At 41.9% G+C, this 24,389-nt stretch carries 30 protein-coding genes and 1 pseudogene; 29 read left to right on the top strand and 2 right to left on the bottom strand.

The window, feature by feature from the left end:
* Window positions 1–325: 325 nt before the first annotated feature.
* The 5 genes from HXT26_RS03905 to HXT26_RS03885 all read left to right on the top strand — a co-directional run bounded on the left by HXT26_RS03905 (window position 326) and on the right by HXT26_RS03885 (window position 3,281).
* Entirely contained in the window at window positions 326–661 is a 336-nt protein-coding gene (locus HXT26_RS03905; protein WP_422111917.1) for a hypothetical protein, read from the top strand.
* Complete coding sequence (locus HXT26_RS03900) at window positions 633–923, top strand: VRR-NUC domain-containing protein (protein ID WP_422112097.1); 291 nt, start codon at window positions 633–635, stop codon at window positions 921–923. Before HXT26_RS03905 ends, HXT26_RS03900 begins: the two co-directional genes overlap by 29 nt.
* The gene (locus tag HXT26_RS03895) at window positions 904–2,343 is read left to right on the top strand and encodes an SNF2-related protein (RefSeq protein WP_422111916.1); all 1,440 of its coding nucleotides are present in this window, start codon (window positions 904–906) and stop codon (window positions 2,341–2,343) included. Before HXT26_RS03900 ends, HXT26_RS03895 begins: the two co-directional genes overlap by 20 nt.
* Window positions 2,303–2,731: an RNA polymerase subunit sigma-70 gene (locus HXT26_RS03890; protein WP_422111915.1), complete on the top strand. Its 429-nt coding sequence runs from the start codon at window positions 2,303–2,305 to the stop codon at window positions 2,729–2,731. The genes HXT26_RS03895 and HXT26_RS03890 overlap by 41 nt, the downstream gene beginning before the upstream one ends.
* Window positions 2,732–2,882: 151 nt before the next feature.
* Window positions 2,883–3,281 carry an HNH endonuclease gene (locus tag HXT26_RS03885; RefSeq protein ID WP_422111914.1) on the top strand — a complete coding sequence of 133 codons (399 nt, stop codon included), beginning with the start codon at window positions 2,883–2,885 and terminating at the stop codon, window positions 3,279–3,281.
* On the opposite strand, the gene HXT26_RS03880 is transcribed toward HXT26_RS03885, so the two are convergent.
* On the bottom strand, window positions 3,267–3,545 hold the full coding sequence (locus HXT26_RS03880; RefSeq protein WP_422111913.1) for a type II toxin-antitoxin system YafQ family toxin: 279 nt from the start codon (window positions 3,543–3,545) through the stop codon (window positions 3,267–3,269). The two genes, HXT26_RS03885 and HXT26_RS03880, sit on opposite strands and share 15 nt — an antisense overlap.
* Before the next feature lie 5 nt (window positions 3,546–3,550).
* Window positions 3,551–3,835 (bottom strand): type II toxin-antitoxin system RelB/DinJ family antitoxin, encoded by a 285-nt coding sequence (locus HXT26_RS03875; RefSeq protein WP_422111912.1) that lies wholly within the window; start codon window positions 3,833–3,835, stop codon window positions 3,551–3,553.
* Between the two features lie 217 nt (window positions 3,836–4,052).
* Here HXT26_RS03875 and HXT26_RS03870 point away from each other — a divergent pair, with 217 nt between their 5' ends.
* The 24 genes and pseudogenes from HXT26_RS03870 (at window position 4,053) to HXT26_RS03755 (ending at window position 24,382) form a co-directional block, all read left to right on the top strand.
* Window positions 4,053–4,604: a P27 family phage terminase small subunit gene (locus tag HXT26_RS03870; RefSeq protein ID WP_076002841.1), complete on the top strand. Its 552-nt coding sequence runs from the start codon at window positions 4,053–4,055 to the stop codon at window positions 4,602–4,604.
* Between the two features lie 11 nt (window positions 4,605–4,615).
* Window positions 4,616–5,401: an S-adenosylmethionine synthetase N-terminal domain-containing protein gene (locus HXT26_RS03865; RefSeq protein WP_422111911.1), complete on the top strand. Its 786-nt coding sequence runs from the start codon at window positions 4,616–4,618 to the stop codon at window positions 5,399–5,401.
* Between the two features lie 14 nt (window positions 5,402–5,415).
* On the top strand, window positions 5,416–6,684 hold the full coding sequence (locus HXT26_RS03860; RefSeq protein ID WP_422111910.1) for a site-specific DNA-methyltransferase: 1,269 nt from the start codon (window positions 5,416–5,418) through the stop codon (window positions 6,682–6,684).
* Complete coding sequence (gene dcm / locus HXT26_RS03855; RefSeq protein WP_422111909.1) at window positions 6,677–8,164, top strand: DNA (cytosine-5-)-methyltransferase; 1,488 nt, start codon at window positions 6,677–6,679, stop codon at window positions 8,162–8,164. The genes HXT26_RS03860 and dcm overlap by 8 nt, the downstream gene beginning before the upstream one ends.
* A 66-nt stretch (window positions 8,165–8,230) precedes the next feature.
* Window positions 8,231–8,866 carry a virulence protein gene (locus HXT26_RS03850; RefSeq protein ID WP_422111908.1) on the top strand — a complete coding sequence of 212 codons (636 nt, stop codon included), beginning with the start codon at window positions 8,231–8,233 and terminating at the stop codon, window positions 8,864–8,866.
* Window positions 8,866–9,093 (top strand): DUF4314 domain-containing protein, encoded by a 228-nt coding sequence (locus tag HXT26_RS03845; protein WP_422112096.1) that lies wholly within the window; start codon window positions 8,866–8,868, stop codon window positions 9,091–9,093. The genes HXT26_RS03850 and HXT26_RS03845 overlap by 1 nt, the downstream gene beginning before the upstream one ends.
* 113 nt (window positions 9,094–9,206) lie before the next feature.
* Entirely contained in the window at window positions 9,207–9,491 is a 285-nt protein-coding gene (locus HXT26_RS03840) for a transcriptional regulator (RefSeq protein WP_422111907.1), read from the top strand.
* Between the two features lie 133 nt (window positions 9,492–9,624).
* The gene (locus tag HXT26_RS03835) at window positions 9,625–9,849 is read left to right on the top strand and encodes a DUF7678 domain-containing protein (RefSeq protein WP_004117088.1); all 225 of its coding nucleotides are present in this window, start codon (window positions 9,625–9,627) and stop codon (window positions 9,847–9,849) included.
* Window positions 9,850–10,075: 226 nt separating this feature from the next.
* A pseudogene (locus tag HXT26_RS03830) lies at window positions 10,076–10,174 on the top strand (hypothetical protein); the annotation flags it as partial.
* Between the two features lie 63 nt (window positions 10,175–10,237).
* The gene (locus HXT26_RS03825; RefSeq protein ID WP_422112103.1) at window positions 10,238–10,363 is read left to right on the top strand and encodes an SHOCT-like domain-containing protein; all 126 of its coding nucleotides are present in this window, start codon (window positions 10,238–10,240) and stop codon (window positions 10,361–10,363) included.
* A complete protein-coding gene (locus HXT26_RS03820) occupies window positions 10,356–10,628 on the top strand; it encodes a hypothetical protein (protein ID WP_103043221.1) in 273 nt (90 codons plus the stop codon). Before HXT26_RS03825 ends, HXT26_RS03820 begins: the two co-directional genes overlap by 8 nt.
* 121 nt (window positions 10,629–10,749) lie before the next feature.
* Window positions 10,750–12,342: a terminase large subunit gene (locus HXT26_RS03815; protein ID WP_422111906.1), complete on the top strand. Its 1,593-nt coding sequence runs from the start codon at window positions 10,750–10,752 to the stop codon at window positions 12,340–12,342.
* A 10-nt stretch (window positions 12,343–12,352) separates the two neighbouring features.
* Window positions 12,353–13,642, top strand: a complete 1,290-nt coding sequence (locus tag HXT26_RS03810; RefSeq protein WP_422111905.1) for a phage portal protein — start codon at window positions 12,353–12,355, stop codon at window positions 13,640–13,642.
* Window positions 13,599–14,333, top strand: a complete 735-nt coding sequence (locus HXT26_RS03805) for a head maturation protease, ClpP-related (protein ID WP_410309509.1) — start codon at window positions 13,599–13,601, stop codon at window positions 14,331–14,333. The genes HXT26_RS03810 and HXT26_RS03805 overlap by 44 nt, the downstream gene beginning before the upstream one ends.
* A 2-nt stretch (window positions 14,334–14,335) precedes the next feature.
* Entirely contained in the window at window positions 14,336–15,520 is a 1,185-nt protein-coding gene (locus HXT26_RS03800) for a phage major capsid protein (protein ID WP_422111904.1), read from the top strand.
* A 19-nt stretch (window positions 15,521–15,539) separates the two neighbouring features.
* Window positions 15,540–15,818 carry a head-tail connector protein gene (locus HXT26_RS03795; protein ID WP_422111903.1) on the top strand — a complete coding sequence of 93 codons (279 nt, stop codon included), beginning with the start codon at window positions 15,540–15,542 and terminating at the stop codon, window positions 15,816–15,818.
* Window positions 15,819–16,151: a phage head closure protein gene (locus HXT26_RS03790; protein ID WP_422111902.1), complete on the top strand. Its 333-nt coding sequence runs from the start codon at window positions 15,819–15,821 to the stop codon at window positions 16,149–16,151.
* Window positions 16,148–16,528 carry an HK97 gp10 family phage protein gene (locus tag HXT26_RS03785; RefSeq protein WP_004117070.1) on the top strand — a complete coding sequence of 127 codons (381 nt, stop codon included), beginning with the start codon at window positions 16,148–16,150 and terminating at the stop codon, window positions 16,526–16,528. Before HXT26_RS03790 ends, HXT26_RS03785 begins: the two co-directional genes overlap by 4 nt.
* Window positions 16,521–16,850: a hypothetical protein gene (locus HXT26_RS03780; protein WP_422111901.1), complete on the top strand. Its 330-nt coding sequence runs from the start codon at window positions 16,521–16,523 to the stop codon at window positions 16,848–16,850. The genes HXT26_RS03785 and HXT26_RS03780 overlap by 8 nt, the downstream gene beginning before the upstream one ends.
* Window positions 16,843–17,424, top strand: coding sequence for a major tail protein (locus tag HXT26_RS03775; protein ID WP_422111900.1), 582 nt, complete (start codon window positions 16,843–16,845; stop codon window positions 17,422–17,424). The genes HXT26_RS03780 and HXT26_RS03775 overlap by 8 nt, the downstream gene beginning before the upstream one ends.
* A gap of 15 nt (window positions 17,425–17,439) precedes the next feature.
* Window positions 17,440–17,805 carry a hypothetical protein gene (locus HXT26_RS03770; RefSeq protein ID WP_048730035.1) on the top strand — a complete coding sequence of 122 codons (366 nt, stop codon included), beginning with the start codon at window positions 17,440–17,442 and terminating at the stop codon, window positions 17,803–17,805.
* Between the two features lie 244 nt (window positions 17,806–18,049).
* The gene (locus HXT26_RS03765) at window positions 18,050–20,875 is read left to right on the top strand and encodes a phage tail tape measure protein (RefSeq protein ID WP_422111899.1); all 2,826 of its coding nucleotides are present in this window, start codon (window positions 18,050–18,052) and stop codon (window positions 20,873–20,875) included.
* A gap of 11 nt (window positions 20,876–20,886) precedes the next feature.
* Entirely contained in the window at window positions 20,887–21,549 is a 663-nt protein-coding gene (locus tag HXT26_RS03760; protein ID WP_422112095.1) for a hypothetical protein, read from the top strand.
* Between the two features lies 1 nt (window position 21,550).
* Window positions 21,551–24,382: a phage tail protein gene (locus HXT26_RS03755; protein WP_422111898.1), complete on the top strand. Its 2,832-nt coding sequence runs from the start codon at window positions 21,551–21,553 to the stop codon at window positions 24,380–24,382.
* The last annotated feature ends 7 nt before the right edge of the window (window positions 24,383–24,389 follow it).

The raw sequence follows: 24,389 nt of genomic DNA, 5'->3' as shown, positions 1-24,389 counted from the left end.
AAAACCGGGTTCAAAGAGAAAAGTTCTATGAGATTTTTTCATACACGAAAATAGGCGTTGCCTACACGCTACCATGCACGCTTTCAAGAAAGAAAAGCCTGATAAATAAGGTTTTTGTATTATAGTGTACCCTTTTTCTTTACTTTTTATATAAGAGAAAAAAATAAAAGAAATATAAGTGTATATAGAGAAAAGTAAAAGATGGGTCTAAAGCATACATGGCTACACAAAGAACATTCGCCTGATGTAAACGGGGCAAAATAAACGAATGAAACAACTCTATTCAATAGATAAAAAATAAGATTTGAGAAAGGTGGAATAAACCATGATTAACAAACAAGAGAGAACAGTAGAAACCTACAAGCAAGCAGGAGCAACAATGCGACTGACTAAGAGTCTGATTAGCCAATTAGTGGTCGATATCAGCCCGGTGCTTTTAGCGAAAGACCAAGACAGACTGCTAAAAGCCATGAACATGATTGATGAAGTATCCTCACACGCTGAGGACAACATGTTCAAAGATCACCCACAATTAAACAATCACTATATTGACGTGTTTTACGGCGATGTTTCCGATGAGCCAAGAAACGAAGTTGATAAGAAAATCATTGAGATGGCAAAAGAGGTATCTGATGGGCTTTTTACGAGAAAAGGAAACTGAGCGAAAACTCGTCCGTGAAGTCAAAGCTGCGGGAGGACTTTGTTTAAAGCTTACCAGTCCTTCCGTTGACGGGCTTCCTGACAGGCTAGTTTTACTTCATGGCGGCAAGATTGGTTTTGTCGAGCTTAAAGCACCAGGTAAAAAGCCTAGAGTTTTACAGGTGAAACGGATGAAGGATTTACAGGCTTTAGGTTTTAAGGTTTTCGTGGTTGATGAGAAGAGTCAGATTGGAGGTGTGATTGATGCGATACGAGCCACATGAGTATCAAAAGTATGCGACTGATTTTATTATTACACACCCGGTTTCAGCGGTTTTGCTTGAAATGGGACTTGGTAAGAGTGTGATAAGTCTTACAGCGATTAACGACCTGATGCTTGACTCGTTTGATGTTTCCAGAACTCTTGTTATCGCTCCTCTTAGGGTTGCAAACACTACGTGGCCTTTAGAGTTAGAAAAGTGGGAGCATTTAAAACACTTGACTTATTCTGTGGTAACGGGTAGTGAGAAGGAGCGGATTCAAGCACTAAAAACGCCTGCTCACGTTTATATTATTAACCGTGAAAACGTGGAGTGGCTGATAATGAAAAGTGGCCTGCCGTTTAATTTTGACATGGTTGTGATAGATGAGCTTTCAAGTTTTAAATCGTATCAGGCGAAACGTTTTAAAGCATTACTGAAGGCTAGGCCGAAAGTTAAAAGGATTGTTGGTCTTACAGGAACTCCTTCTTCTAACGGGCTAATGGATTTGTGGGCTGAGTTTAGGCTGCTTGATATGGGTCAAAGGCTAGGCCGCTATATTACGTATTATCGGCAGAACTTTTTTAATCCTGATAAGCGTAACCAGCACATGATTTTTTCTTATAAGCCTAAAGATGGTGCTGAGAGTTTAATCTATAAGCAGATAGCTGATATTACGATTTCGATGAAGTCGAAAGACTATTTGAAAATGCCTGCGTGTGTGATAAACGAGGTGAAAGTAGAGTTATCCGGTAAGGAGCGAAAACTTTACGATGAGCTTAAAGCAGATATGGTGGTGTCGTTGGAGGGTAAAGAGATTGATGCGATTAACGCAGCGTCTCTTTCAAATAAGCTTCTTCAAATGGCAGGCGGCGCGGTTTATAACGAGTGTAAAGAAAGCGTTCATATTCATGATCGTAAGCTTGATGCTTTAGAGGATTTAATCGAGGCTGCTAACGGTAAACCGGTGCTTGTAGCTTACTGGTTTAAGCATGATCTTGAGCGGATTAAGAATCGTTTTAACGTGCGTGAGATTAAAACGAGTGCTGATATTGCTGACTGGAATGCCGGCATGATTCCTGTAGCGTTGATTCATCCGGCTTCTGCAGGTCATGGTCTTAACCTACAGGCTGGCGGCTCTACACTTATCTGGTTTTCCCTGACTTGGAGTTTGGAACTTTACCAACAAACAAACGCCAGGCTTAACCGTCAGGGTCAAACCGACACGGTTGTAATCCATCACATCATCACTAAGGACACGATTGATGAAGACGTGATGAGGGCTTTAAGCATGAAGGCTAAAGTGCAGGATGCTTTAATCGAGTCGGTTAAAGCAAGACTATCAATTAACGAAGTGAGGGAAAGGGGTTCTAGAGAGAACTTACCTCAAAATGGAGGTAAGAATGAACAAAAAAGAATACTTACGGCAAGCCTATCTTCTTGATAAGCGGATTAAGGCTGACATGGATGAAGTAGTAAGACTGCGTGAGCTTGCTACAAGTGTTTCTTCATTAAGATACGACCGAGAGTATGTGCAAACGACTCGAAGTATAGAAGCTCCGTTTGTGAAAGCTCTTATAAGGGTTATGGATTTAGAAGCAAAGATTAACATGGAGATCACGCTGCTTATCAGTTTGAAAGAGCAGATTTTGGATGTGATTTCTAAACTTGAAAGTATGGATGAGCAGATGATTTTACGCTACCGTTACATGAGTAACATGACGTGGGAGGATATTGGTAAAGAACTCCATGCAGGTGTCAGAACAGTTATCAGATGGCATGGTAATGCGTTAGAGCATCTTGTTTTTCCTGAAAACCCTATTCGAATCTAAAAATTGAGAAAAGTTGGCATGCTTTGGCATGGTTTGGCATGAGATGGCACTGCCTTCTATATGGTATTATAAACTTAGCAAAAATTATAAATACTAAGCCTTGAAAGACTAATCTTTCAGGGCTTTTTTCATGCCCGAGGGAGGATGAGTCTTGCCAAGAAAACCTAAAAGACCATGTTCTTATCAAGGCTGTCCGAACCTAACTGACGGCAGGTTTTGCGAGGAACACTTAAAACAAGAGAACAGACGCTACGAAAAATACGAGCGTCCTTATGATGCTCACAAGCGTTACGGCAGAGCATGGCAGAAAGTCAGAGATTCTTATGTGAAAGAGCATCCTTTCTGTGAGCTTTGCTTTAAGAACCATATGCTTGTGCCTGTTGAGCAGGTTCATCATATTAAACCGATTGCTGAAGGCGGAACGCACGCTAGAGAGAATCTTATTTCTCTTTGTAAAAGCTGTCACTCTAAAATTCACGCTAAGCGTGGAGACCGCTGGCATAACAAAAATGACCATCTCAAGTTAGATGGTCATTTACATGTTAAATAAGTCAGCGTGGCTTCCTGTGCGGGAAGCAACGAGAATAAGCTCATCTTCGTTGACAGCGTAGATTAAAAGCCAATCTGGTAGGATGTGACATTCTCTAAATCCTTGGTAGGATCCGCTAAGAGCGTGGTCTTTGTATTTTAAGTCTAATGTTTCTCTAGCACAGAGTTTGTCAAGGACCTCTTTGAGTAAATGGGTATCAAGACCTCGCTTTTTGATGCGTTTATAGTCCTTACGGAACTTGGATGTTGTTTGAATTTGAAGCATATAACCTAATCCTCTGCATTGAGTGCTTTAAGAAGCTCATCTGTGGTTTTATAGGATTTGGTTTGAATCTTACCGGACATGATGTCACGTGCTTCTTGCATTGCAGCTAGCGTTTCAGCATTAAATCTTGGTTGCTTGATTGTGAAAGGGAAACCACCTTCCATAATGGATGTACGCAAGAAAATATTGATGGCATCTGTTACAGAGATACCAAAGCTACCAAAAAGATCTTCAGCGTTTTGTTTAACTTCGGGTTCAATACGAACGTTAATGTTTGCAGTTTTAGCCATGGTTTTGCACCTCCTACTGCCTATATTGTACTTCAAAAGTGAAACAAATGCAATCAAAATGATGCCCAGGGGCGGTCAAAATCTCTAAAAACCTATGCCCCGGGGAACGGGCGCAGGGTCTCGCGTGCAAAAACAGCATATTCAAAAGGGTAATAGGCAAAATCAGACACAAAAATTTTTTAATAGTTAAAACTCATGCGGGAAGGAGGCGGAAAGTTTGCCTACAAAATCAAATAATATCGGCGGTCGTGGCGGCAGACGCGTAGGTGCCGGGCGAAAGAAGAAAGCAGTTGTTGAAAAAGCGAATGACGGAAACCCCGGTGGCAGGCCTTTAAGCGTTCTTGATATTCCGGAGCTTGAAGGTGCTGAAATGCCTCAGCCTCACGAGTTTTTATCCGCTACGCAAAAAGACGGTACTCAGCTTCAGGCTAGAGAAATTTTTGAAGAAACATGGAAGTGGCTAAAAGACATTGGTGTTAGCAGTAAAGTGCCGTCTCCTCTTATTGAACGGTATGCGATGAGCTGTGCTCGTTGGATTCAATGCGAGGAAGTAACCAGTAAACTCGGGTTTCTTTCCAAGCATCCAACCACTGGAAAACCGATACCATCGCCTTTTATCAACATTGGTATTAACTACATGAATCAGGCAGTCAGGCTTTGGAATGAGATTTTCCAGATTGTGAAAGAAAACTGTTCGACTGAGTTTGATGGTGTTTCACCTCAAAACGATTTAATGGAACGCCTGCTTTTAACACGTAAAAACATATAAGGAGAAAAATTATGATAGAAAAAGTAAATCCAAGTCACCCGGACAAGATTGCGGATCGTATTGCCGGGGCAATTGTTGATCTTGCTTACAAGATTGATGAGAATCCTAAGATTGCTGTTGAAGTGATGCTCGGGCATGGTAAGTGTGCCGTGTTTATTGAAAGCACGGTGATGTTTAAGTTTAAGGATATTAAAAATATTATCCACCGTTTAAGTCCTGGGAAAGTAAAGATTGATATTACGGTTGTGCCGCAGGATAAGCATTTAAGCCAAAACCAAAACGGTATGGTTCGCTGTGGCGATAACGGGATTTTTAAAGGCGTGCCATTAACAGCTGAGCAGAAGAAACTTTCTACTATTGCTCGAAAGGTTTATGAAAAGTATCCGTATGACGGCAAGTATGTTCTTGATGGTGAAAAGCTTATCATCTGCCAGTCTCACGCTAAACGAGAAGACTTATTGAAAGACTATCCGAGTGCGTTTGTTAATCCTTTAGGTGATTGGACGGGCGGTATCAACGTGGATACGGGAGCGGTTAACCGAAAACTCGGCTCAGACATGGCTGATTCTGTCACGGGCGGCGGTCTTCATGGTAAGGATCTTACGAAAGCTGACGTGTCGGTTAACATTTACGCGTTTTTGAAAGCACAGGAAACCGGTCGGGTGGTTGAGTTTTCTTGTGCTATCGGGGATGAAATGGTTGATGGTAAACCGTATGCGCAGATTGTGAAAATTGCGAAAGATTACATTGACTCGGTGGGTGGTTTTGAAAAGTTCGCTTGCTGGGGTCTTTTCTAACGGGAGGAAAGCTTATGGAAAAAGAAATGCAGTATTATTTGGCTGACGTAAGTGAGCTTATCCCGTATGTGAGAAACGCTCGCACGCACTCTGAGGCGCAAGTAGCTCAGATAGCGGCAAGTATTCGCGAGTTTGGTTTTCTATCCCCAATTCTAGTGGCTGAGGATAATACGATTCTCGCAGGGCATGGCAGGCTTGCCGCGGCATTAAAACTGGGTCTTAAAAAAGTTCCGTGCGTGAAAGAAAATCATTTAACTGAAACACAAAAGCGTGCGTATATTATTGCGGATAATAAGCTTTCACTTAACGCCGGCTGGGATAGTGAGCTTTTAGCAGTCGAGTTATCGGAGCTTGAAGGGGCTGATTTTAATCTTGATCTTCTCGGGTTTGACGAGGCGGAGCTGTCCGGTATTTTTGATGCTGATAAAGACGTGAGTGATGATGATTTTGATGTTGAAAAAGAGCTGGAAGAACCGTGTTTTTCTAAAACGGGTGACATATGGATGCTTGGTAAGCATCGTGTTATTTGCGGGGACTCAACCGATTCTTCCACGTTTGAAAAACTGCTGGGTGAAACGAAAGTAAATCTTGTTTGCACGGACGCACCTTATTTCGTGAACCTTGAAAACGCGTCAGGGAAAATTAAAAATGATGATTTAAGTGATAAAGAAGGCTACGAGTTTTTAATGAAAGTTTTTACCAACTTCAAAAACTCTATGGCAGCTGACGCGTCTATTTACGAGTTTTACGCGACCATGAAAGCGCGTGTTTTCTATGATGCTTTTGAGGACGCGGGGTTTAAAGTGGCGGCTGGTTTAATTTGGAAAAAGCCGAGAGCTCCACTTATGCGAACGGACTGGAAGTTTAATATGGAGCCGATTATTTACGGTTGGCGTAAAGACGGTAAACATAAGTGGTATGGCGATCAGAAACAGACAGCCGTGTTTGAATTCGACGGGATTAAAAACTCGAAGGAAGAAGGCTGTGGGCATCCTTCCAGTAAGCCTGTGCCGCTGATTGCTTATCTTATTAAACAAAGCACGCAAACAAACAGTCTTGTGTTAGACGGGTTTTTAGGCTCAGCGTCCACGCTTATAGCCTGCGAGCAGATTGGCAGAGTTTGTTTTGGAGTGGAGCTTGAACCTAAATTCATTGATGTTGCGGTTAAACGGTATATGAAGTTTCACGATGATAAAACCAAGGACGTGCTTCTTATACGAGATGGGAAACAGTATAGCTACGAGCAGGCAATTGCAATGATGAAAGAGGCTGGCGATGAGTAAAACACTTACACTCGCCAGCCTTTTTGATGGCTCGGGCGGTTTTCCTTTAGCAGCTACGCTTACAGGGATTAAACCTTTATGGGCAAGTGAAATCGAGCCGTTTCCTATAAGAGTTACCACTAAAAGATTACCTTATGTTAAGCATTTAGGTGATGTGTCAAAGATTAAAGGCGATGCTGTGGAAGCGGTTGATATTATCACGTTTGGAAGCCCATGTCAGGATATGTCGATTGCGGGTAAACGGGCAGGTCTTAGCGGTTCTCGCTCGAACCTGTTTTTTGAAGCGGTTCGGATTATTAAAGAGATGAGGAGGAAAACAGGTGGACAAAAACCAAGATATATCGTTTGGGAGAACGTTCCGGGAGCGTTTTCCTCAAATAAAGGAGAAGACTTCGAGAAAGTTATCAAAGAAATCTGTGCTGTCAAAGGACATACGTTTAATGCTCTTAGACCTGAAAAATGGAGCAGTGCAGGACTTGTCATGGCAGAAGATTTCTCACTCGCATGGCGGGTACTTGATGCTTCATACTTCGGAGTACCCCAGAGAAGAAAACGTATCTTTCTTGTCGCAGATTTTGATGGACAAAGTGCCGGAAAAATATTATTTGAGCAAGAAAGCCTGTCTGGGGATTTTACGGCGAGCAGAAAGCCGTGGCAAGAAACTGCCGGATATTCTAAAACAGGCACTGGTGATGCAATCGAAAGATACTGTTTAAACGATCAGGGCGGAAGCAGAATGGACGTGTTTGAAAACAAAAGCGGCACGCTTACAGCAAGCGTGGGAAACCATCCACCGCTCGTGTTTGAAAATCACGGGCAGGACTCAAGGTATAAAGGACCTCTTAGCGTGTCTCAAACCGTGCTTTCAACGTTTGGAACTGGTGGGAATAATCAGCCTTTTGTGGTTTGTGATAAAACCTGTTTTGATGTTCGTCTAACATCGCTCAACACGAAAAACAAGCGTGCTAAAGTGTATGAAACGAAACTGGCAAGAACAATTAACACAGGGCTAAATTCCCCTGAAGCTAATCAAGGTGGTCTTGCAATAGTGTACTCTACGAGTAAAAACTCGCATCACACAAACGCTCGTGCGGAAATGACAGACACGCTTGTGGCAAGTGACTATAAAGATCCTCCTGTCGTAAACGATATGAATGAGGATAAACACTATGTGGTTAGACGTTTAACACCGAAAGAATGTGCAAGACTGCAGGGCTTTCCTGACTGTTGGTGTGATAATCTTCAAACAGAAAATCCAAGCGATGAAGAGCTTATCTTTTGGCAGGATGTGTTTGAAACACATCGAAAACTAGTCACAAACGCCTGTAAGTCGAAAAGTAAAAATCAGATAATCAAATGGCTTAAAAATCCCCACACTGATTCGGCAGAATACAAGATGTGGGGCAACGGCGTGGCACTTCCCTGCGTGTATTTCGTTCTTGAAAATATCGCTTATTTTCAGGGAAAAGAAAGCACATAAGACTTGCTAAATACCTTCTTTAGAGTGATGTATATACACAAGGAAAGACCTAAAGGAGGTATTAAAATGAGCTTAGAATATGGTTTAAAAGGTTCTAAAAGAAAACCACTCATACAAGCAATAGAAGATTTAACAGGTCTTAAAGCCACGTATCTGAAAACTCCCAGCATGGCTTACAAGATAGGCCCTTTCACCGTTGGTAAAACTGGGACAGTAACATCTACGGATGATGAAGACCTAAAGGATCTAAAACAAATACTTGAGGGTGACTATGGTATAAGCCTTCCTAAAACACAAGATGAAAGCACACGCATGCTTACACTCGAGTTTCCAAAAGATAAGCTGGATGTGGTAAAGCTTAGAAAAATCATCAAAAACAAGGGTGATTTAATTAAAAAAGCACTCGATGTGACAAGCCTTGAAATAGAAGAAAACGATGAAACGGTTAGTTTTCCCTGGTTTAAAGATGTAAGCCAAGACCGTATGGATACTTACATGAAGCTTATTTTGGCTCTTTGCAAAATGAGTTTGGAAGTAAAACATGTGAATGAAACTAAGCATAAGCCGGTTAATGATAAGTATGCTTTCAGATGTTTTCTTCTTAGACTCGGGTTTATCGGAGATGAGTTTAAAAAGGATAGAAAGATTTTGCTTTCCCGTTTAGCAGGCTCATGTGCTTTTAGAATCGAAAGATGTGAATGATGAGAACATTAAGTAGAGAACAGGTTGAAAAGCTTAGAAAAACTTATCCGATAGGTTGTGTGGTAGAGCTTATCTTAATGGATGATGTTCAGGCACCTCCTATCGGCACTAAAGGCAGAGTACGAGGTGTTGATGATATGGGTTCAATCATGGTTTCTTGGGAAACAGGAAGTGGGCTAAGCGTTGTTTATGGCGTGGATAAATGCCGAAAGATTAGCGACTTGTAAGAACAATAATTAGTGGAAATACCAGCGGTTTTATCCCATTTATTGCTTGATAATATGTGCTTTTAGAGTGATATATAGTATCAGCAAAAGCAAAGAAGCAAAGGAGAAAACCTATGAAAAAAGAAACCTTACAAAGACTTACAAGCGAAGTTAAAGCCTGCAGACGCTACGCTTTAAACGCAATCAAAAAAGCTGAAGAAGGAAAAATTAGCTCGGCTATCAGCATGCTCGATATCGCGCAAACATCAAAAACCTGTGCCATGCAAGCTCACGAGGAGCTTTGGAAGGTAAGCGAAGGAAAACTAAACGATACGGAGTTTGAACTGTTTGCGGATGCTGAAACCTTGGACAAGGATATTCAAAAAGCCTACCAAGTGATTAAACAGGCAAGAAACTAAAAGAAGAATTGGCGAAAAACAAAGAAAAATCGTGGAATTACCTGCGATTTTTTCTCATTTATGACTTGCTATTATGTGCTTTTAGAGTGATATATAGTACTAGCAAAAAGCACAGAAACAAAGGAGAAAAACCATGTGGGAACAAGATACGCTTAAAGTAGAAGATCAGGTTGTAAGCTACAGCATGAAGGTTTTTGAAGAGCCAAGCGAATATGGGATTAACCAGGGAAGAATTTCCAAGCTTACTTTGAAAAACAATAACAAGGTTATCGCAAACTACGATAGAGGCTGGGATATTATGCCAACAAGCAAGCTTGCAAATGAGGCTTTAGAAATGATCCTCGATGCTAGAAACTAAAAACTGAAGTTTTATTAAAAGCAGCAGGGCTTTTAAGGCCCTGTTTCTCGTTAAGAAAAACTAAGAAATGATGTGGACGCTGAAGGCGTCTTTTTTTATGTTTGGGTTATTGTTGTACGCTTTTCAAAATAAAATTAAATTGATAGTTGAATAAAGTTGAAAATAAAAGCTTATTATTGAATATTATTAGAAATTGTGTTAATGTAAGGGAGAAAGGAGCGTGCTTATGAAGAATGATTGGATCTTTAATCTCGATGATAATGAAATAGCATTTATTAAGCAGTTCATTTTATCGTCTGGATCATTGAAGAGCATGGCTGACTATTATGATAGCTCCTACCACATAATCAGAAGTAATCTTAATCAGTTAATTGAAAAGGTAAAGCTTATGGAGGTGGATGAAGACCCGTACGTGAAGTTCATTAAGTCTTTAGCTTTGCAAGATAAATATGATTATGAAACTACGAAGAAACTGATTGATAAATACAATGAAAGGAGACAAGCAAATGAATAGAGAGTTATTGCTTCTATATTTAGTGATGGGCATTGTTTTAGCCGGACTTGAAATTTACGTTGTTAAAAGCAGAAAAGCAAATAAATGGATTATACCTGGTGCAGTTTGGATTATTACGATTGCTGTATCCATCCCATTTTCAGTGAATTTTGGCGCTTTTTCTTCGTTATTGCAGGCTGTCGTTTTGGTAGGCTTTTATATCGAAGATTGGCTTCATAGAAGGAATAGTGAGGACGAAAAATTCAAAATAAAGAACTTAGGATGAAATATCATTCGAAAATTTATCTTGATAGTTTAAAGCGGTAAATCGGAAGGTTTACTGCTTTTTCTTTGAAAGGGCGCAAGTAAGCGTCTTTTTTTATGCCTAAAGAAAGGAGGAGCTTAAGTTGCAAGCATACGAGGTTACTAAGTTTAAAAAAGAAGATTCAACCTATAGTAAAGAGCTTGCGGATTATGCTGTAAGTTTTATCGAATGTTTAACACACACGAAGGGAACGTGGGCTGGTAAGCCTTTTAAGCTCCTAGCCTGGCAGGAGCAGATTATTAGAGACTTGTTTGGCGTGGTGAAACCGAATGGTTACCGTCAGTTTAATACCGCGTATATTGAAATACCTAAGAAAATGGGTAAAAGTGAGCTTGCCGCTGCAGTAGCATTGCTTTTATGCTGTGGGGATAATGAGGAGCGAGCCGAGGTTTATGGTTGTGCGGCGGACCGTCAGCAGGCAACAATCGTGTTTGATGTGGCGGCGGACATGGTTAGAATGTGCCCGGCTCTTAATCGTAGGGTTAAAATTTTAGCTTCGCAAAAACGTATTATTTTCCTACCAACTAACAGTTTCTACCAAGTGTTGTCGGCTGAAGCGTACTCTAAACACGGGTTTAACATTCACGGTGTCGTGTTTGATGAGCTTCACACGCAGCCAAACCGTAAACTTTTTGACGTGATGACTAAAGGCTCCGGGGATGCTCGCATGCAGCCACTGTATTTTCTGATTACCACAGCCGGTACGGATACGCATTCAATCTGCTATGAGACGCATCAGAAAGCAGTGGATATTCTCGAGGGTAGGAAAATTGATCCAACTTTTTACCCCGTGATTTATGGTGCAAAAGATTCGGATGATTGGACTGATCCGAAGGTGTGGAAGAAAGCTAATCCTTCTCTTGGGGTTACGGTTCAAATGGAGAAAGTTAAAGCTGCTTTCGAGTCAGCTCGGCAAAATCCTGGTGAAGAGAATGCTTTCCGTCAGCTTCGTCTTAACCAGTGGGTGAAACAGTCTATTCGTTGGATGCCGATGGAAAAATGGGATGCTTGCGGTTTTCAGGTGAACGAGGAAGAACTCGAGGGCAGGGTTTGCTACGGGGGTCTTGACCTTTCAAGCACTACCGATCTTACGGCTTTTTCGCTTGTGTTTCCGCCTTTAGATGAGTCGGATAAGTTTCGTATCCTACCATATTTTTGGGTGCCTGAAGAAACCTTGAGTTTACGTGTGAAACGAGATCACGTGCCGTATGACGTGTGGGAAAAACAAGGGTTTATTAAAACTACGGAAGGAAACGTTGTTCACTATGGGTTTATTGAAAGATTCATCGAAACATTAGGTGAACGTTTCAATATTCGTGAGATTGCTTTCGACCGTTGGGGCGCAGTGCAAATGGTGCAAAACCTTGAAAACATGGGGTTTACCGTGGTTCCGTTCGGACAAGGATTCAAGGATATGAGTCCGCCTACCAAGGAGCTTATGAAGCTTACACTCGAACAGAAAATCGCACACTCTGGGCATCCGGTGCTTCGCTGGAACATGGACAACATATTTATTAGGACAGATCCTGCAGGAAACATTAAGGCAGATAAGGAAAAATCAACCGAGAAAATAGACGGTGCTATCGCAACCATCATGGCGCTTGACCGTGCTATCAGATGCGGTAATACGAACACTCAAAGCGTGTATGACGCTCGAGGAATCCTATTCATGTAAGGAGGTGCGTATGAACATTTTCAGTAAGATTTTTAAGAGCAGAGATAAGCCTGAAAACAAGATGTTAGGCGGCGGTTATCGTTTCTTAATGGGTACGTCCTCATCCGGTAAGAGGGTGAATGAGCGTTCAGCGATGCAGATGACGGCGGTTTACTCGTGTGTGCGTATCCTTTCTGAGGCTGTGGCGAGTCTGCCGCTTCACGTGTATGAGCGGACGAGTACGGGTACGGCTAAAGCGGTTAAACATCCTTTGTATAAGGTGCTTCATGATGAGCCGAATCTTGAAATGACAAGCTTCGTGTTTAGAGAAACCTTGATGACGCATCTACTGTTATGGGGTAATGCTTACGCGCAGATTATTCGAAATGGTAAAGGCGAGGTTTTAGGCTTATACCCTTTAATGCCTGATCGTATGAGAGTTGACCGTGATGAGAGTGGTCAAATTTTTTACGAGTATACGGTAAATGATAGTGATGTTTTAGCGGGTAAAGAAACGAGTGTGAAACTTAAACCTTTTGACGTGCTTCATATTCCCGGTCTTGGTTTTGACGGTCTTGTTGGCTATTCGCCTATTGCGATGGCAAAAAACGCTATCGGTATGGCGATAGCTACGGAAGAGTATGGTGCATCGTTTTTCGCTAACGGTGCTACACCAAGCGGAATCTTGGAATACCCCGGTACAGTGAAAGATCCGTCTGCTATGAGGGATAGTTGGAATAAGGGGTTCTCGGGTTCTAACTCGCATAAGATAGCGATTTTAGAGGAAGGCATGAAGTATACGCCTATTTCTATTTCGCCTAACGAAGCACAGTTTCTTGAAACTCGTAAGTTTCAGATTAACGAGATCGCTCGTATTTTTAGAGTCCCACCACACATGGTTGGTGATTTGGAAAAATCAAGTTTTTCTAATATTGAGCAGCAGTCGCTGGAGTTTGTGAAATACACGCTGGATCCTTGGGTGACGCGTTTTGAACAGTCTATTACGAGGCGGCTTTTTACTGATAAGGAGAAAGAAACCTATTATGTAAAGTTTAACGTGGATGGTCTTCTTCGAGGAGACTATCAGAGTCGTATGAATGGTTATGCTACCGCTCGTCAAAACGGTTGGATGAGCGCAAACGATATTAGACAGTTAGAAAACTTGGATAAGATTCCCGCCTGTGAGGGTGGTGACTTGTATTTGATTAACGGTAACATGCTCCCACTTAACCGTGCGGGAGCGTTCGCAAACAGTAGCGGAAAGGAGGAACAAGGTAATGAGGAAGTTTTGGCAGTGGAAAAACCAGAAGGAAAACAGTGAGAATAATGAGATTTTGGAGAGGACACTGTTTCTTAACGGTACGATTGCTGAAGAATCATGGTTTGATGATGATATTACACCACAACTTTTTAAAGACGAGTTAAACGCTGGTAGTGGAAATATTACCGTGTGGATTAACTCGCCTGGCGGCGATTGTGTGGCTGCGGCACAAATTTATAACATGCTCATGGATTACAAGGGTTGTGTGACGGTAAAGATTGATGGTATTGCGGCTTCGGCGGCCTCGGTTATTGCGATGGCTGGCACAAAGGTTTATATGAGCCCGGTGTCAATGCTTATGATTCATAATCCTATGACTGTTGCTTTTGGCAACAGAAACGAAATGGAAAAAGCAATATCAATGCTTGATGAGGTCAAAGAGTCCATTATTAACGCTTACGAGATTAAAACAGGGCTTAACCGTGTGAAACTGTCGCATTTAATGGATTCGGAAACGTGGATGGATGCTAACAAGGCGGTAGAACTCGGGTTCGCTGACGGTGTTTTAACTAGAGGTGAAACCACTGATATTGGCATACCACAGGTTTCAACATTGTATTCGAAAGCAAGCGTGCAAAACACGTTATTGGAAAAAATATCTAAAGCCTGCCGGATAAGCGGTAAGGAAACAAACAATATTAGTGCAGACGATCTTATGGATCGTCTTTTTTTAATCAAAAATTGGAGGTAAACATGATGAACACTATTTCAAACATGGTTGAGAAACGTAATAAGGCTTGGCAGGGTGCGAAAGCTTTCCTTGAGTCTAAACGTGACAAGGACGGGCTTATTTCAGAAGAAGACGCGAAAACTTACGATGAGATGGAAGCGAAAGTGAAAGCTTATAGTATGGAAATTGAGCGCTTGGAGCAGATGGAAAAAATGGATAAAGAGCTTTCAAAACCAACATCAGAGGCGATTGTTGCAAAACCTATGAAAACAGGTGTGAAGCCTGAAAAACAAGTTCGTGCGCGTGACGAGTATAAGCAGGCAATGCTTACAGCTCTTAGAAGTAATTTTAAACGAGTCGATAACGTGTTGCAGGAAGGCGTGGACGCTGACGGCGGGTATCTTGTGCCGGAAGAATACGATAATCGTCTGATTGAAACGTTAAAAGAAGAAAACATTATGCGTGTTCTTGCCACCACAATTACTACTAGCGGAGAGCATAAGATTAATATTGCGATGAGCGATCCTGCGGCGGCTTGGATTGAAGAAGGCGCAAGCCTTAACTTTGGTGATTCCAAGTTCGCACAAATCCTGCTTGACGCTCATAAGCTTCACGTTGCGGTAAAAGTTACTGAAGAACTCTTGCATGATAATGCATTTAATCTCGAGAATCATATTCTCACATCCTTCGGCATGGCGTTAGCTAACGCTGAGGAAGACGCTTTTCTTAACGGGGATGGTGTTGGAAAACCAACTGGTATTTTCAACAAGAAAGACGGTGGTACGTTCCTTAAAGAAACTGCCGGTATTAAAACTGATGATCTGATTGATCTTGTTCACGCTTTGAGGCGACCATACCGTAAAAACGCGAGTTTTATTATGAACGATAAAACAGTCGCGAGCATACGAAAACTTAAAGACAATAATGGCGCGTACGTTTGGCAGCCTTCATACCAAGATGATGAGCCGAACAGGATTCTCGGATACCCGGTATACACGTCTGCTTACGCGCCTGAAAACATGGTGGCTTTTGGCGACTACTCGTACTACAACATTGGCGACCGTGGTTCACGCTCGTTTAAAGAGCTTACCGAACTTTTCGCTGGAAACGGCATGATAGGTTTCGTTGCTAAAGAGCGTGTAGACGGCAAACTCGTGCTTAAAGAAGCAGTACAGATTCTGCCTGTTAAAACAAGCGTAGCAGCTTAAAAGTTAAGGAGGGGTGTTGATGATAGTTACGATTGAGGAAGCAAAAAACTATCTTAGGGTGGATAGTCAAGAAGATGATGAGCTTATCAACACCCTTATTCATTCTGCTGAAAAACTCTGCCAGGGAGTAGCTCGTAAAAACGATACTAGTTTGATTAGTGAAAACTTTGACGAGTATAGGCTCGCAGTCTTATACGCTACAGGCTACTTGTATGAGCATCGGGAAGAAGCAGACCACCACGCGCTTATGCTCACTTTACGTTCGATGCTTTTTACTGTTAGAAAAACGGGGTTTTAAATGAGAATAAGTTTATTAAACGAGCGTATTATGCTGCTTAAAAACAGTGTTGAAATTGATGATATTGGTAACCATAAGATTAAGTGGAGTAAATATTACGAGTGCTACGCGACGGTGAGTGCTGAAAGCCCATCTGAGCAGACTTCGGCAGGAAACGTGTGGGATGAGTCAAAAATAGATTTTACTATCCGCTATTCGAAAGAAACAGCCGTAGTCTCATCTCTTGGTTACAGGATTATTTTCCATGATACGGTTTATGAGATTTTAGGTGTTGACCACATGAATTATAAGAAGAAAAGCCTGAAACTTCACTGTAAGAGGTGTAAAAAGTGAGCAAAACAGGAGTAGACAATCTTTCAAACAGGATAATAAAAGAGCTTAAAACTTACGCGGATACTACGAGTGAGAAAGTAAAAGAAGCAGTTAAAAATGTGAGTAAAACCGTTAAAGAAGATATAGAAAACACTGCTCCGAAACACACGGGTAAGTATGCGAAAAGTTGGGCGGTTAAAACTGTTAAAGAATCAGAAAACGCTCTCACACTGGTAGTTCATTCAAAAAACAAGTATCAGCTTACACACTTGTTAGAGTATGGGCATGCTAAACGAGGTGGCGGACGCGTGGAAGCAAGAGCACACATTAAGCTTGCGGAAGAAAAAGCGGTTAAAAGTTTCGAAGAAAAAATAAGGGAGGCGATAGAACATGACTAGACTTTTAAGCATTATGAAAGAGATAGGTTTTCCTTTTGCTTATCACCATTTTGCTGAAGGAGAGTCCCCTTCTCCACCGTTTCTTCTGTTTCTAACGCCTGCAAGCAGTAATTTTGCAGCAGACGGGAAAGCGTATTTTAAAGCAAACGAAGTTCATATCGAACTATACACAGATTATAAGAATCCTAGTGTGGAAGAAAAAGTTGAAGCCGTGCTTGATAGGCACGGCATTTTTTATAACAAAACAGAAGCGTTCATAGAGTCGGAAAAACTTTATGAAACACTCTACATTTTTGAAATGGAGGTAACAGAAAATGGGTAACAAGGTTAAATACAATCTGAAAAACGTGTACGCGGCAAAACTTAAAAAAGACGCAGGCGGAAGTTTTAACTATGATACGCCTAAACCTATTCCGGGAGCTGTGAGCATAAGCCTTGATGCGGAAGGTGAATCCTCACCGTTTTACGCTGACGGGATTGTCTACTTCAGGTCGACTGCTAACAACGGTTACAGTGGCGACTTGGAAATGGCTCTTATACCTGAATGGTTTAGAACAGAAATATTAAAAGAAAAACTTGATAAAAACGGTGTGCTGGTAGAAAAAGCAACTACCGGTGAAGCAGAAAAGTTCGCACTCCTTTTTGAGTTTGACGGTGACGTTAAAGCAATCCGCCACGTGCTTTATAACTGCTCGGCTTCAAGGCCGTCTATTGCCTCGGAAACTAAGGAAGACACGATAGAACCGGGTACTGAAACACTCTCGCTCACAGCTGATCCTAGAGAAGATGGGCTTGTGAAATCCCGTAGCGGAGATACGACATCTGATGAAACTTACGCTAACTGGTATAAGAGCGTGTACGTTCCTCAAAACACGACAGAGGTTAAACCTAAGTAAAAAGGGGTGGTGAACATGATTGAAAAAACAGTAAAAATCGGCGGCAAAGACGTGAAGTTTCGCTCTTCCGCCACTATTCCAAGACTGTATCGCATCAAATTCAAGCGTGATATTTTTCAGGATCTTTCCAAACTTGAAAAATCGTATAAGACTAAAAGCACTGGGTTTGAGATTGACGATCTGGAGATTTTTGAAAACGTAGCCTACATCATGGCCTACCATGCGGATAACACGATTCCTGAAACGATTGAAAAATGGCTCGATGAGTTTGAAATGTTTTCTATCTACGAGGTGCTGCCTGAAATTTTAGAGCTTTGGGGTGCAAATTTACAAACACAGGTTCAATCTAAAAAAAAGTTACGTCAACTACAAGAGAAATGACAACCGCGTTATTTCTTCTTAGATGCACAGAAATCGGGATAAGTATTTGCGAGCTGGATCTTTTAACCATCGGCATGATTTTAGACATGTGGACGGAGAAAGCAAACGATAACGTGAAATACGATAAGCTCGCAAGCCAGGCAGAATTCGACAGGTTCTAGACGAAAACCAAACATTCTTATACCTAACGTTAAAACATCTGATTTTTTTCATTCCTAAATTAAGAGTAAAAGGAGGTGAAGTTATGGCAAACAGGATTAAAGGTATTACCGTTGAAATCGGTGGAGATACGACAGGCTTGGATAAAGCGTTAAAAGACGTGAATACGACTATCCGATCCACGCAAGCTCAGCTTCGTGACGTAAACAGGCTGTTAAAACTCGATCCGTCCAACGCTAAACTTTTAGCACAAAAACAGCAGTTGTTGCAGCAGGAAATAGCAAACACTTCCGAGAAACTTAACGCTTTAAAACAGGCGGATAAGCAGGCTAAAGTACAGCTTGAAAACGGGGATCTCGGTAAAGACAAGTATGATGCGCTGCAGCGTGAGATTATTGAAACCGAGCAGAATCTTAAAAATTTAGAACAGCAGGCCAAGAAAGTCCCATCAGCGTTAGCAGTTTCTATGAAAGAAACCGGGGATAAAATTAAAAGTGTCGGTGAGAAAACAGCCCAAGTCGGCACAAGCTTATCCACGCATGTTACCGCACCGATTGTGGGGCTTGGAGCCGCATCGTTAGCCGCGTTTAACGAAGTTGATGCAGGCATGGACACAATTGTTACTAAAACAGGCGCAACAGGAAAAGCACTGGAAGGTATGCAAGATAGCATGAAAAATCTTGCTACCAGTATTCCTACTGATTTTCAAACCGCAGGTGCTGCTATCGGCGAGGTGAACACAAGATTCGGTTTAACAGGTAAAAGCCTTGAAGACCTGTCAGGCAGGTTTATTAAATTTGCTCAAATTAACAACATGGACGTTTCCACGGCTGTTGATAACACGCAGAAAGTTGTGGCTGCTTTTGGGCTTAAAGCACAGGACGCCGGAGCTTTACTTGATACGATGAACGCAGTCGGTCAGCGTACCGGTGTCAGCATGGATACGCTTGCTAAAACCATGGTTACTAACAGTGCCTCCTTACAGCAGCTTGGGTTTAGTGCATCGGATGCTGCTAATTTCTTAGGCAATGTTGAAATGTCCGGTGCTGACACGTCACAGGTTATGACAGCTCTAACTAAAGCACTAGCTGCTGCTACTGCTAAAGGCACGCCTATGAAACAGGCTTTAGAGAATATTCAAAACAGTATGGTGAATGCGAAAAGCGACACTGAAGGTTTAAAAGTAGCTTATGAGCTGTTTGGTAAGCGTGCGGGCGCGGCTATTTATCAGGCGTGTAAAAACGGTTCACTGTCTTTTGCTGAGCTTGGTACTTCCCTTAAAGATAATGCCGGCAGCGTGGAGAAAACGTTTAACGAAACGCTTGATCCGATAGATAAGTTTAAGACTTCAATGAATAGTCTGAAAATCGTGGGAGCAGATCTTGGCAGTTCTCTTGCAACGGTTTTACAGCCTATGCTTGAAAAGTTCGCTTCCTGTATGAAATCTTTAAGTGAAGCTTGGAACGGGCTGTTTCCGGGAATGAAGGATGCGATAGTAAAAATCACGCTTATTGCTGCAACAGTCGGGCCTGTGCTCATTGTGATCGGGAAAATTATTAGTGCTGTTGGAACAATCACTTCTGCTCTGGGAGGTCTTATCGGACTTCTTGGAGGAACAGCCACAGCCACTACTGCGGTAGGTGTGGCAGGAGGAGCAAGTGCTGCAGGAACAGCGGCGGCAGGGACAGCAGCCGGAACAGCGGCTGTTGGGTTTGGTGCGTTAAACGTTTCACTTCTTCCTATTATCGGTATTATTGCGGCGATTATTGCCGCGGTTGTGGCGATTATTGCGATTATTAAAAACTGGGGTGCTATAAGCGAATGGTTTAAAAACCTGTGGCAGGGTGTTTGCCAGAGCGTGAGCAGTATTTGGCAAAACATCTCGGAGTTTTTCCAAAACGTGTGGCAAGGCTTAGTTCAGGTTTTTACCGGCGTGTGGGATACGATTAAAAACGTGCTCACGGTAGCTCTCATGTTTATCGTAGAGCTTATAAAAGGCTATTTTTCGCTTATCACACTACCATTTAGGTTTATTTGGGAAAACTGTAAAGACGTGATTATAGGCGCATGGGATGCGATTAAAACCACGGTAAGTAGCGTGCTTGAAGCCATAAACAGTGTAATAACAAGTGTTATGAACACGATTATGTCGTTTATAACAAGCGTGCTAAACACTATAAGCAGTGTGTTTACGAGCGTGTTCAATGCGATTTTAAGTGTTGTAACGTCTGTTTTTAACAGTATAAAATCGGTGGCTGAAACGATATGGAATGGAATTTGCAGTGTTATAACCAACGTGGTAAACACGGTTAAAAATACGGTTTCTACAGTGTTTAACGCGGTAGCAGGCGTTGTAGGCAACGTTTTTAACGGTATTAAAAACACAGCCGTATCAATTTGGAACGGTATTAAAAACGCTATCATCACTCCGATTGAAGCGGCGAAAAACAAGGTTAAGGCAGTAGTTGACGCTATAACAGGCTTTTTTGCAGGTATTAGACTTAGTCTTCCTCATATTAAACTGCCTCATTTTAGTATTAAAGGACACTTCTCACTCGCACCACCGTCTGTACCGTATCTTGCTATCGACTGGTATAAGAAGGCAATGGATAAGCCGATGCTGTTAAACGGGGCTACTATCTTCGGCGAGAAAAACGGGCATTTGCTTGGCGGCGGTGAAAAAGGCCCTGAGGTGATTATGGGACTTGATGCTTTGCAGAATATGAGCGCGGGAGCAAACACGCAAATGCTTAGTGTTATGAACCAGATTCTAGCGATTATGGACTCGTATTTCCCACAGTTTTCCAACCAGAGTATTGTGCTTGACTCAGGCGAGCTTGTGGGCGGTATTGCACACAAGATGGACAGTGAGCTTTTCAAACTTCAAACAAGAAAAACAAGGGGGTGGTAAAAGTGTATGGCATGACAATAAACGGGTTGCATAGTTTTAAAGATTTAGGCTTAGTTCCAACACTTAAGCCACATGTTAATCTACCCTCCCCAAGGTTTAGCTATCTGGAAGTGCCCGGAAGATTGGGAAGTTTTGATCTTACAGAAAGTTTAGCAGGTGAAGTTTTATACGAAATGCGTGAAGGCAGTTTTGAGTTCATTGTCGCGGATAAAGGCGTGTGGCAGAAAGCTTACGAGAGGCTTAAACGTGATGTTCACGGGCTTAAAACAACCCTTGTATTGGACAGTGAATCTCCCTTTTACTATCAGGGTCGAGTGTGGGTAAGTGATTTTAAATCAGATAAAAACTATGAAACGATTACGCTTAACTACAGGCTAAACCCTTATAAGCACAGTGTTTTAGACATTAAAACAGGTGGCGTGTACACGTTAAAAAACGTGCAGGTTAAAGACGGGAAAGAAATCAGGCTTACCCGTGATTTTGATATGACGCTTATACCTGAATTTACTAATAAAACACTAAACACAATAAGCGTTGATTTTAAAGGAAAAACCTACAGTCTAAAACAAGGGGTATCTCGTTTTCCTGAACTTAGAACACGCGAAAATAATATGACGCTTACGTTTCAAGGCACAGGCACACTTGATATTTCCTACCTAAGGGGGTGGTTATAAATTGTACAGAATAACTCTTGATGAAACAGCCTTGTATTATCCGGGCGACACTAAGAATGTTCTTCTTGACGCGACGCTTAACGTGGAGCTTAACACTGCAGGCACGCTTGTGTTTACGTGTCCGAAAGGAAATCCCTGCTATGAGAAGTTTTTGAACAGAAAATCAGTAGTGAGCGTGTATCGCGGTGAGAAAGAAATTTTTATCGGAGAGGTAAGAGAACAGGAGAAAGACTTAAACCAAAACAAGAAAGTAGTGTGCGCAGGTCTTTTAACGTATCTGGCAGACAGTATTCAGCCGCAGAAAGAATATCATGATCATACACCTTACCAACTGTTGGAAAAATTCCTAAACATTCATAACGAGCAGGTGGATGACAGGAAGAAGATTCATATCGGAAAAGTCAGCGTGACAGATCCCAATAATTCCTTGTACAGGTTCACTAATTTTGAAACAACGCTTGAAGCGATTATGGGAAAAATGGTTGATAAGCTGGGCGGATACTTAAAACTAAGACGAGAAAAAGACGGGCTGTACCTTGATTATCTTCGCTTGGAAGAAATGGGTAAAATGGCAAAACAGCCGGTTGAGTTCGGTTTGAACCTGCTTGATTATACTGAAAACTTATCGGCAGAAGATGTTACTACAGCGATTATCCCTTTAGGTAAAGAACTGGAAAGTGAAAACAGTAAAAACGAGGTTCTTAAAAAATACACTGATATTACAAGCGTTAATAACGGGAAAAATTATCTTGTTTCCACTCAGGCCAAGAGCGCGTTTGGTTGGGTTTGTAAAGTCGTTAGATGGGATGATGTTGCTGTTCCTGAAAACCTGTTACGTAAAGCCTCTCTTTGGCTTAAAGATAATCAGTTCGAACAGACAGAGCTTAACTTAAGCGCGGTTGACTTATCCGAGTTTGACCTTGATTTTGAAACTATTGAGTGTGGAGACAGAGTTAGGTGCATAGCATCGCCTTTTGGCATGGACCGTGTATTTCCCGTGATGAGACAGTCTATTCCATTGCAAAAACCCGGTGAGATGAAAATCGTCCTGGGCAGTCAAACCAGACGAAGCTACGTGCAAAGCTCGCATGACTCTGTGCAAAGCCTGCGTGAAGAAAATCTTGCAACAAGAAAAATAGACAACGAGCGCGTGCAAAGTGAAATCAACAATATTAAAGCACAGATGAACATCACCTCAGGCGGCTACAAGGTAACAGAATATGATGATTCAGGCAGGTGGCTAAGAGACCTTTACATGGATACGCCTGATAAGAATACTGCTACAAAAGTATTACAGGTTAATATGAACGGGATTGGCGGAAGCCATAACGGTTTTGCAGGACCTTATAATACGGCGATTACTTTAGACGGGCGTGTTTACGGAGATAGGATTATCGGGCATTCGATTGATGCTGAGAAACTTTCAGTTTCTTACACTTCGCAGGTGGAAAAGCAGATCGCGGACGCAAAACAGGAAGCTATTTCTGATAGTGATGAGAAGCTTAAAAGCTACTATACGATAAACGAGGTTAACACCAAGTTTTCTGTAACGGATCGAAAGATTGAGTCAAGTGTTGAAACAGTTAATCAAAAACTGGAGCAGAAAAACGGTAACTATTACGGCACGTATACTCCCTACTCTTCTAATGCTCCGGCTAACTCTTGGACAAGCAGAAGTGAGAAGTTAAACCACGTGGGAGATTTTTTCTTCGACACTCAAACAGGCTACGCCTACAGGTATCGGGTTAAAAGAGACTGCTTAGAGATTAAGTTTAACAGTAATTGCCGTACGGAAAGCGCAAACTATGATTGGGTGGAAGTTTTCTATGAGTCTGAGGGTAAGATTCGCGTTTTACCGAAACTCGGCGGTGCGAACATAGCAGATAAAAGCATCTTTGTGCCAAGCAATACGTTTTGGCTTTATTTTAGAAGCGATGGCTCAAGCCATGATTATTACGGTTTTAAGATTGATGCGATAAGAAAAAGCAGTTCAAGGCAAGAAGTTGAAGATAGTTTAGCGGTTTTACCTAATGATGCCGGAAACATAATAGAACTGTCAGGCAGCAACTATCCTGAGTCGGAGCATGATCCGTATCAGGATAATACGAGAAAACTCTGGCGGTATACGTCAAATGAGAGTCTTGACAGCTACCTGGAGTTTGATTGGGTTAGAGTCAGTGATAAAGACATTCAGGCGGCTAAAGAAACAGCTGACAGAGCTATATCTAAAGTTTCTATTGTTGAAGACTCGATTACTTCCATGGTGAAAAAGGGTGAGTTCGGTTCGTTTATGCGGCAAAACTACAACAGTTTTCTGATTGGATTTAACGAGTCAAGCAACTATGTTCAAATCACTGCAGGGCAAATAGGTCTTTACAATGGGTCGATTGACCAGTATCACAAGCGTGCGGTCTTTGATGAAAGCGGTAACCGTTTCTATCGTGAAGGCTCATATGTCGGCATGATCGGCACGAATCATAAACGTTACGTTGAAGAGTGTAAGGGTCTTGAGTTCGATTTGAGTTACGAGGGTCAATATATGGCTTTCGCACAACAAAAATCATCAAATCATGATGAGCTTAATACGATGCTTTGTTTTTCACGCTCAAACGGTATGTATGACGAGTATGGCTTGCATTTAGGCTGCAACTTTTATGCCCACGGTTTCAAGGTTATAAAACCGCAGTGGGAAGAAGGATTTGGAACTACGGCAACCATTCATTATGTGCAGGTGCTTGATGTGGATGAGTACGGCAAAGTAAGAAGATGGGGTGAAAACGGGCGCATGGTATTTAAAAACGGTATCCTCATGGACTTGACTTTCTACAACTAAGGAGATG

Origin of the sequence: Gardnerella sp. DNF00497B (assembly GCF_049262725.1) — a bacterium.
Taxonomy (GTDB): domain Bacteria; phylum Actinomycetota; class Actinomycetes; order Actinomycetales; family Bifidobacteriaceae; genus Bifidobacterium; species Bifidobacterium leopoldii.
This window is presented reverse-complemented; position numbering and strand designations above follow the sequence as displayed.

Coding starts and splice junctions, on each gene's coding strand:
- HXT26_RS03875 (WP_422111912.1), bottom strand. CDS start 3,835: ATGGCTAAAACTGCAAACATTAACGTTCGTATTGAACCCGAAGTTAAA.
- dcm (WP_422111909.1), top strand. CDS start 6,677: ATGAGTAAAACACTTACACTCGCCAGCCTTTTTGATGGCTCGGGCGGT.
- HXT26_RS03905 (WP_422111917.1), top strand. CDS start 326: ATGATTAACAAACAAGAGAGAACAGTAGAAACCTACAAGCAAGCAGGA.
- HXT26_RS03860 (WP_422111910.1), top strand. CDS start 5,416: ATGGAAAAAGAAATGCAGTATTATTTGGCTGACGTAAGTGAGCTTATC.
- HXT26_RS03825 (WP_422112103.1), top strand. CDS start 10,238: ATGGAGGTGGATGAAGACCCGTACGTGAAGTTCATTAAGTCTTTAGCT.
- HXT26_RS03890 (WP_422111915.1), top strand. CDS start 2,303: ATGAACAAAAAAGAATACTTACGGCAAGCCTATCTTCTTGATAAGCGG.
- HXT26_RS03820 (WP_103043221.1), top strand. CDS start 10,356: ATGAATAGAGAGTTATTGCTTCTATATTTAGTGATGGGCATTGTTTTA.
- HXT26_RS03880 (WP_422111913.1), bottom strand. CDS start 3,545: ATGCTTCAAATTCAAACAACATCCAAGTTCCGTAAGGACTATAAACGC.
- HXT26_RS03895 (WP_422111916.1), top strand. CDS start 904: ATGCGATACGAGCCACATGAGTATCAAAAGTATGCGACTGATTTTATT.
- HXT26_RS03780 (WP_422111901.1), top strand. CDS start 16,521: ATGACTAGACTTTTAAGCATTATGAAAGAGATAGGTTTTCCTTTTGCT.
- HXT26_RS03765 (WP_422111899.1), top strand. CDS start 18,050: ATGGCAAACAGGATTAAAGGTATTACCGTTGAAATCGGTGGAGATACG.
- HXT26_RS03840 (WP_422111907.1), top strand. CDS start 9,207: ATGAAAAAAGAAACCTTACAAAGACTTACAAGCGAAGTTAAAGCCTGC.
- HXT26_RS03770 (WP_048730035.1), top strand. CDS start 17,440: ATGATTGAAAAAACAGTAAAAATCGGCGGCAAAGACGTGAAGTTTCGC.
- HXT26_RS03760 (WP_422112095.1), top strand. CDS start 20,887: ATGACAATAAACGGGTTGCATAGTTTTAAAGATTTAGGCTTAGTTCCA.
- HXT26_RS03795 (WP_422111903.1), top strand. CDS start 15,540: ATGATAGTTACGATTGAGGAAGCAAAAAACTATCTTAGGGTGGATAGT.
- HXT26_RS03805 (WP_410309509.1), top strand. CDS start 13,599: ATGAGGAAGTTTTGGCAGTGGAAAAACCAGAAGGAAAACAGTGAGAAT.
- HXT26_RS03800 (WP_422111904.1), top strand. CDS start 14,336: ATGATGAACACTATTTCAAACATGGTTGAGAAACGTAATAAGGCTTGG.
- HXT26_RS03810 (WP_422111905.1), top strand. CDS start 12,353: ATGAACATTTTCAGTAAGATTTTTAAGAGCAGAGATAAGCCTGAAAAC.
- HXT26_RS03900 (WP_422112097.1), top strand. CDS start 633: ATGGGCTTTTTACGAGAAAAGGAAACTGAGCGAAAACTCGTCCGTGAA.
- HXT26_RS03845 (WP_422112096.1), top strand. CDS start 8,866: ATGAGAACATTAAGTAGAGAACAGGTTGAAAAGCTTAGAAAAACTTAT.
- HXT26_RS03790 (WP_422111902.1), top strand. CDS start 15,819: ATGAGAATAAGTTTATTAAACGAGCGTATTATGCTGCTTAAAAACAGT.
- HXT26_RS03835 (WP_004117088.1), top strand. CDS start 9,625: ATGTGGGAACAAGATACGCTTAAAGTAGAAGATCAGGTTGTAAGCTAC.
- HXT26_RS03865 (WP_422111911.1), top strand. CDS start 4,616: ATGATAGAAAAAGTAAATCCAAGTCACCCGGACAAGATTGCGGATCGT.
- HXT26_RS03850 (WP_422111908.1), top strand. CDS start 8,231: ATGAGCTTAGAATATGGTTTAAAAGGTTCTAAAAGAAAACCACTCATA.
- HXT26_RS03775 (WP_422111900.1), top strand. CDS start 16,843: ATGGGTAACAAGGTTAAATACAATCTGAAAAACGTGTACGCGGCAAAA.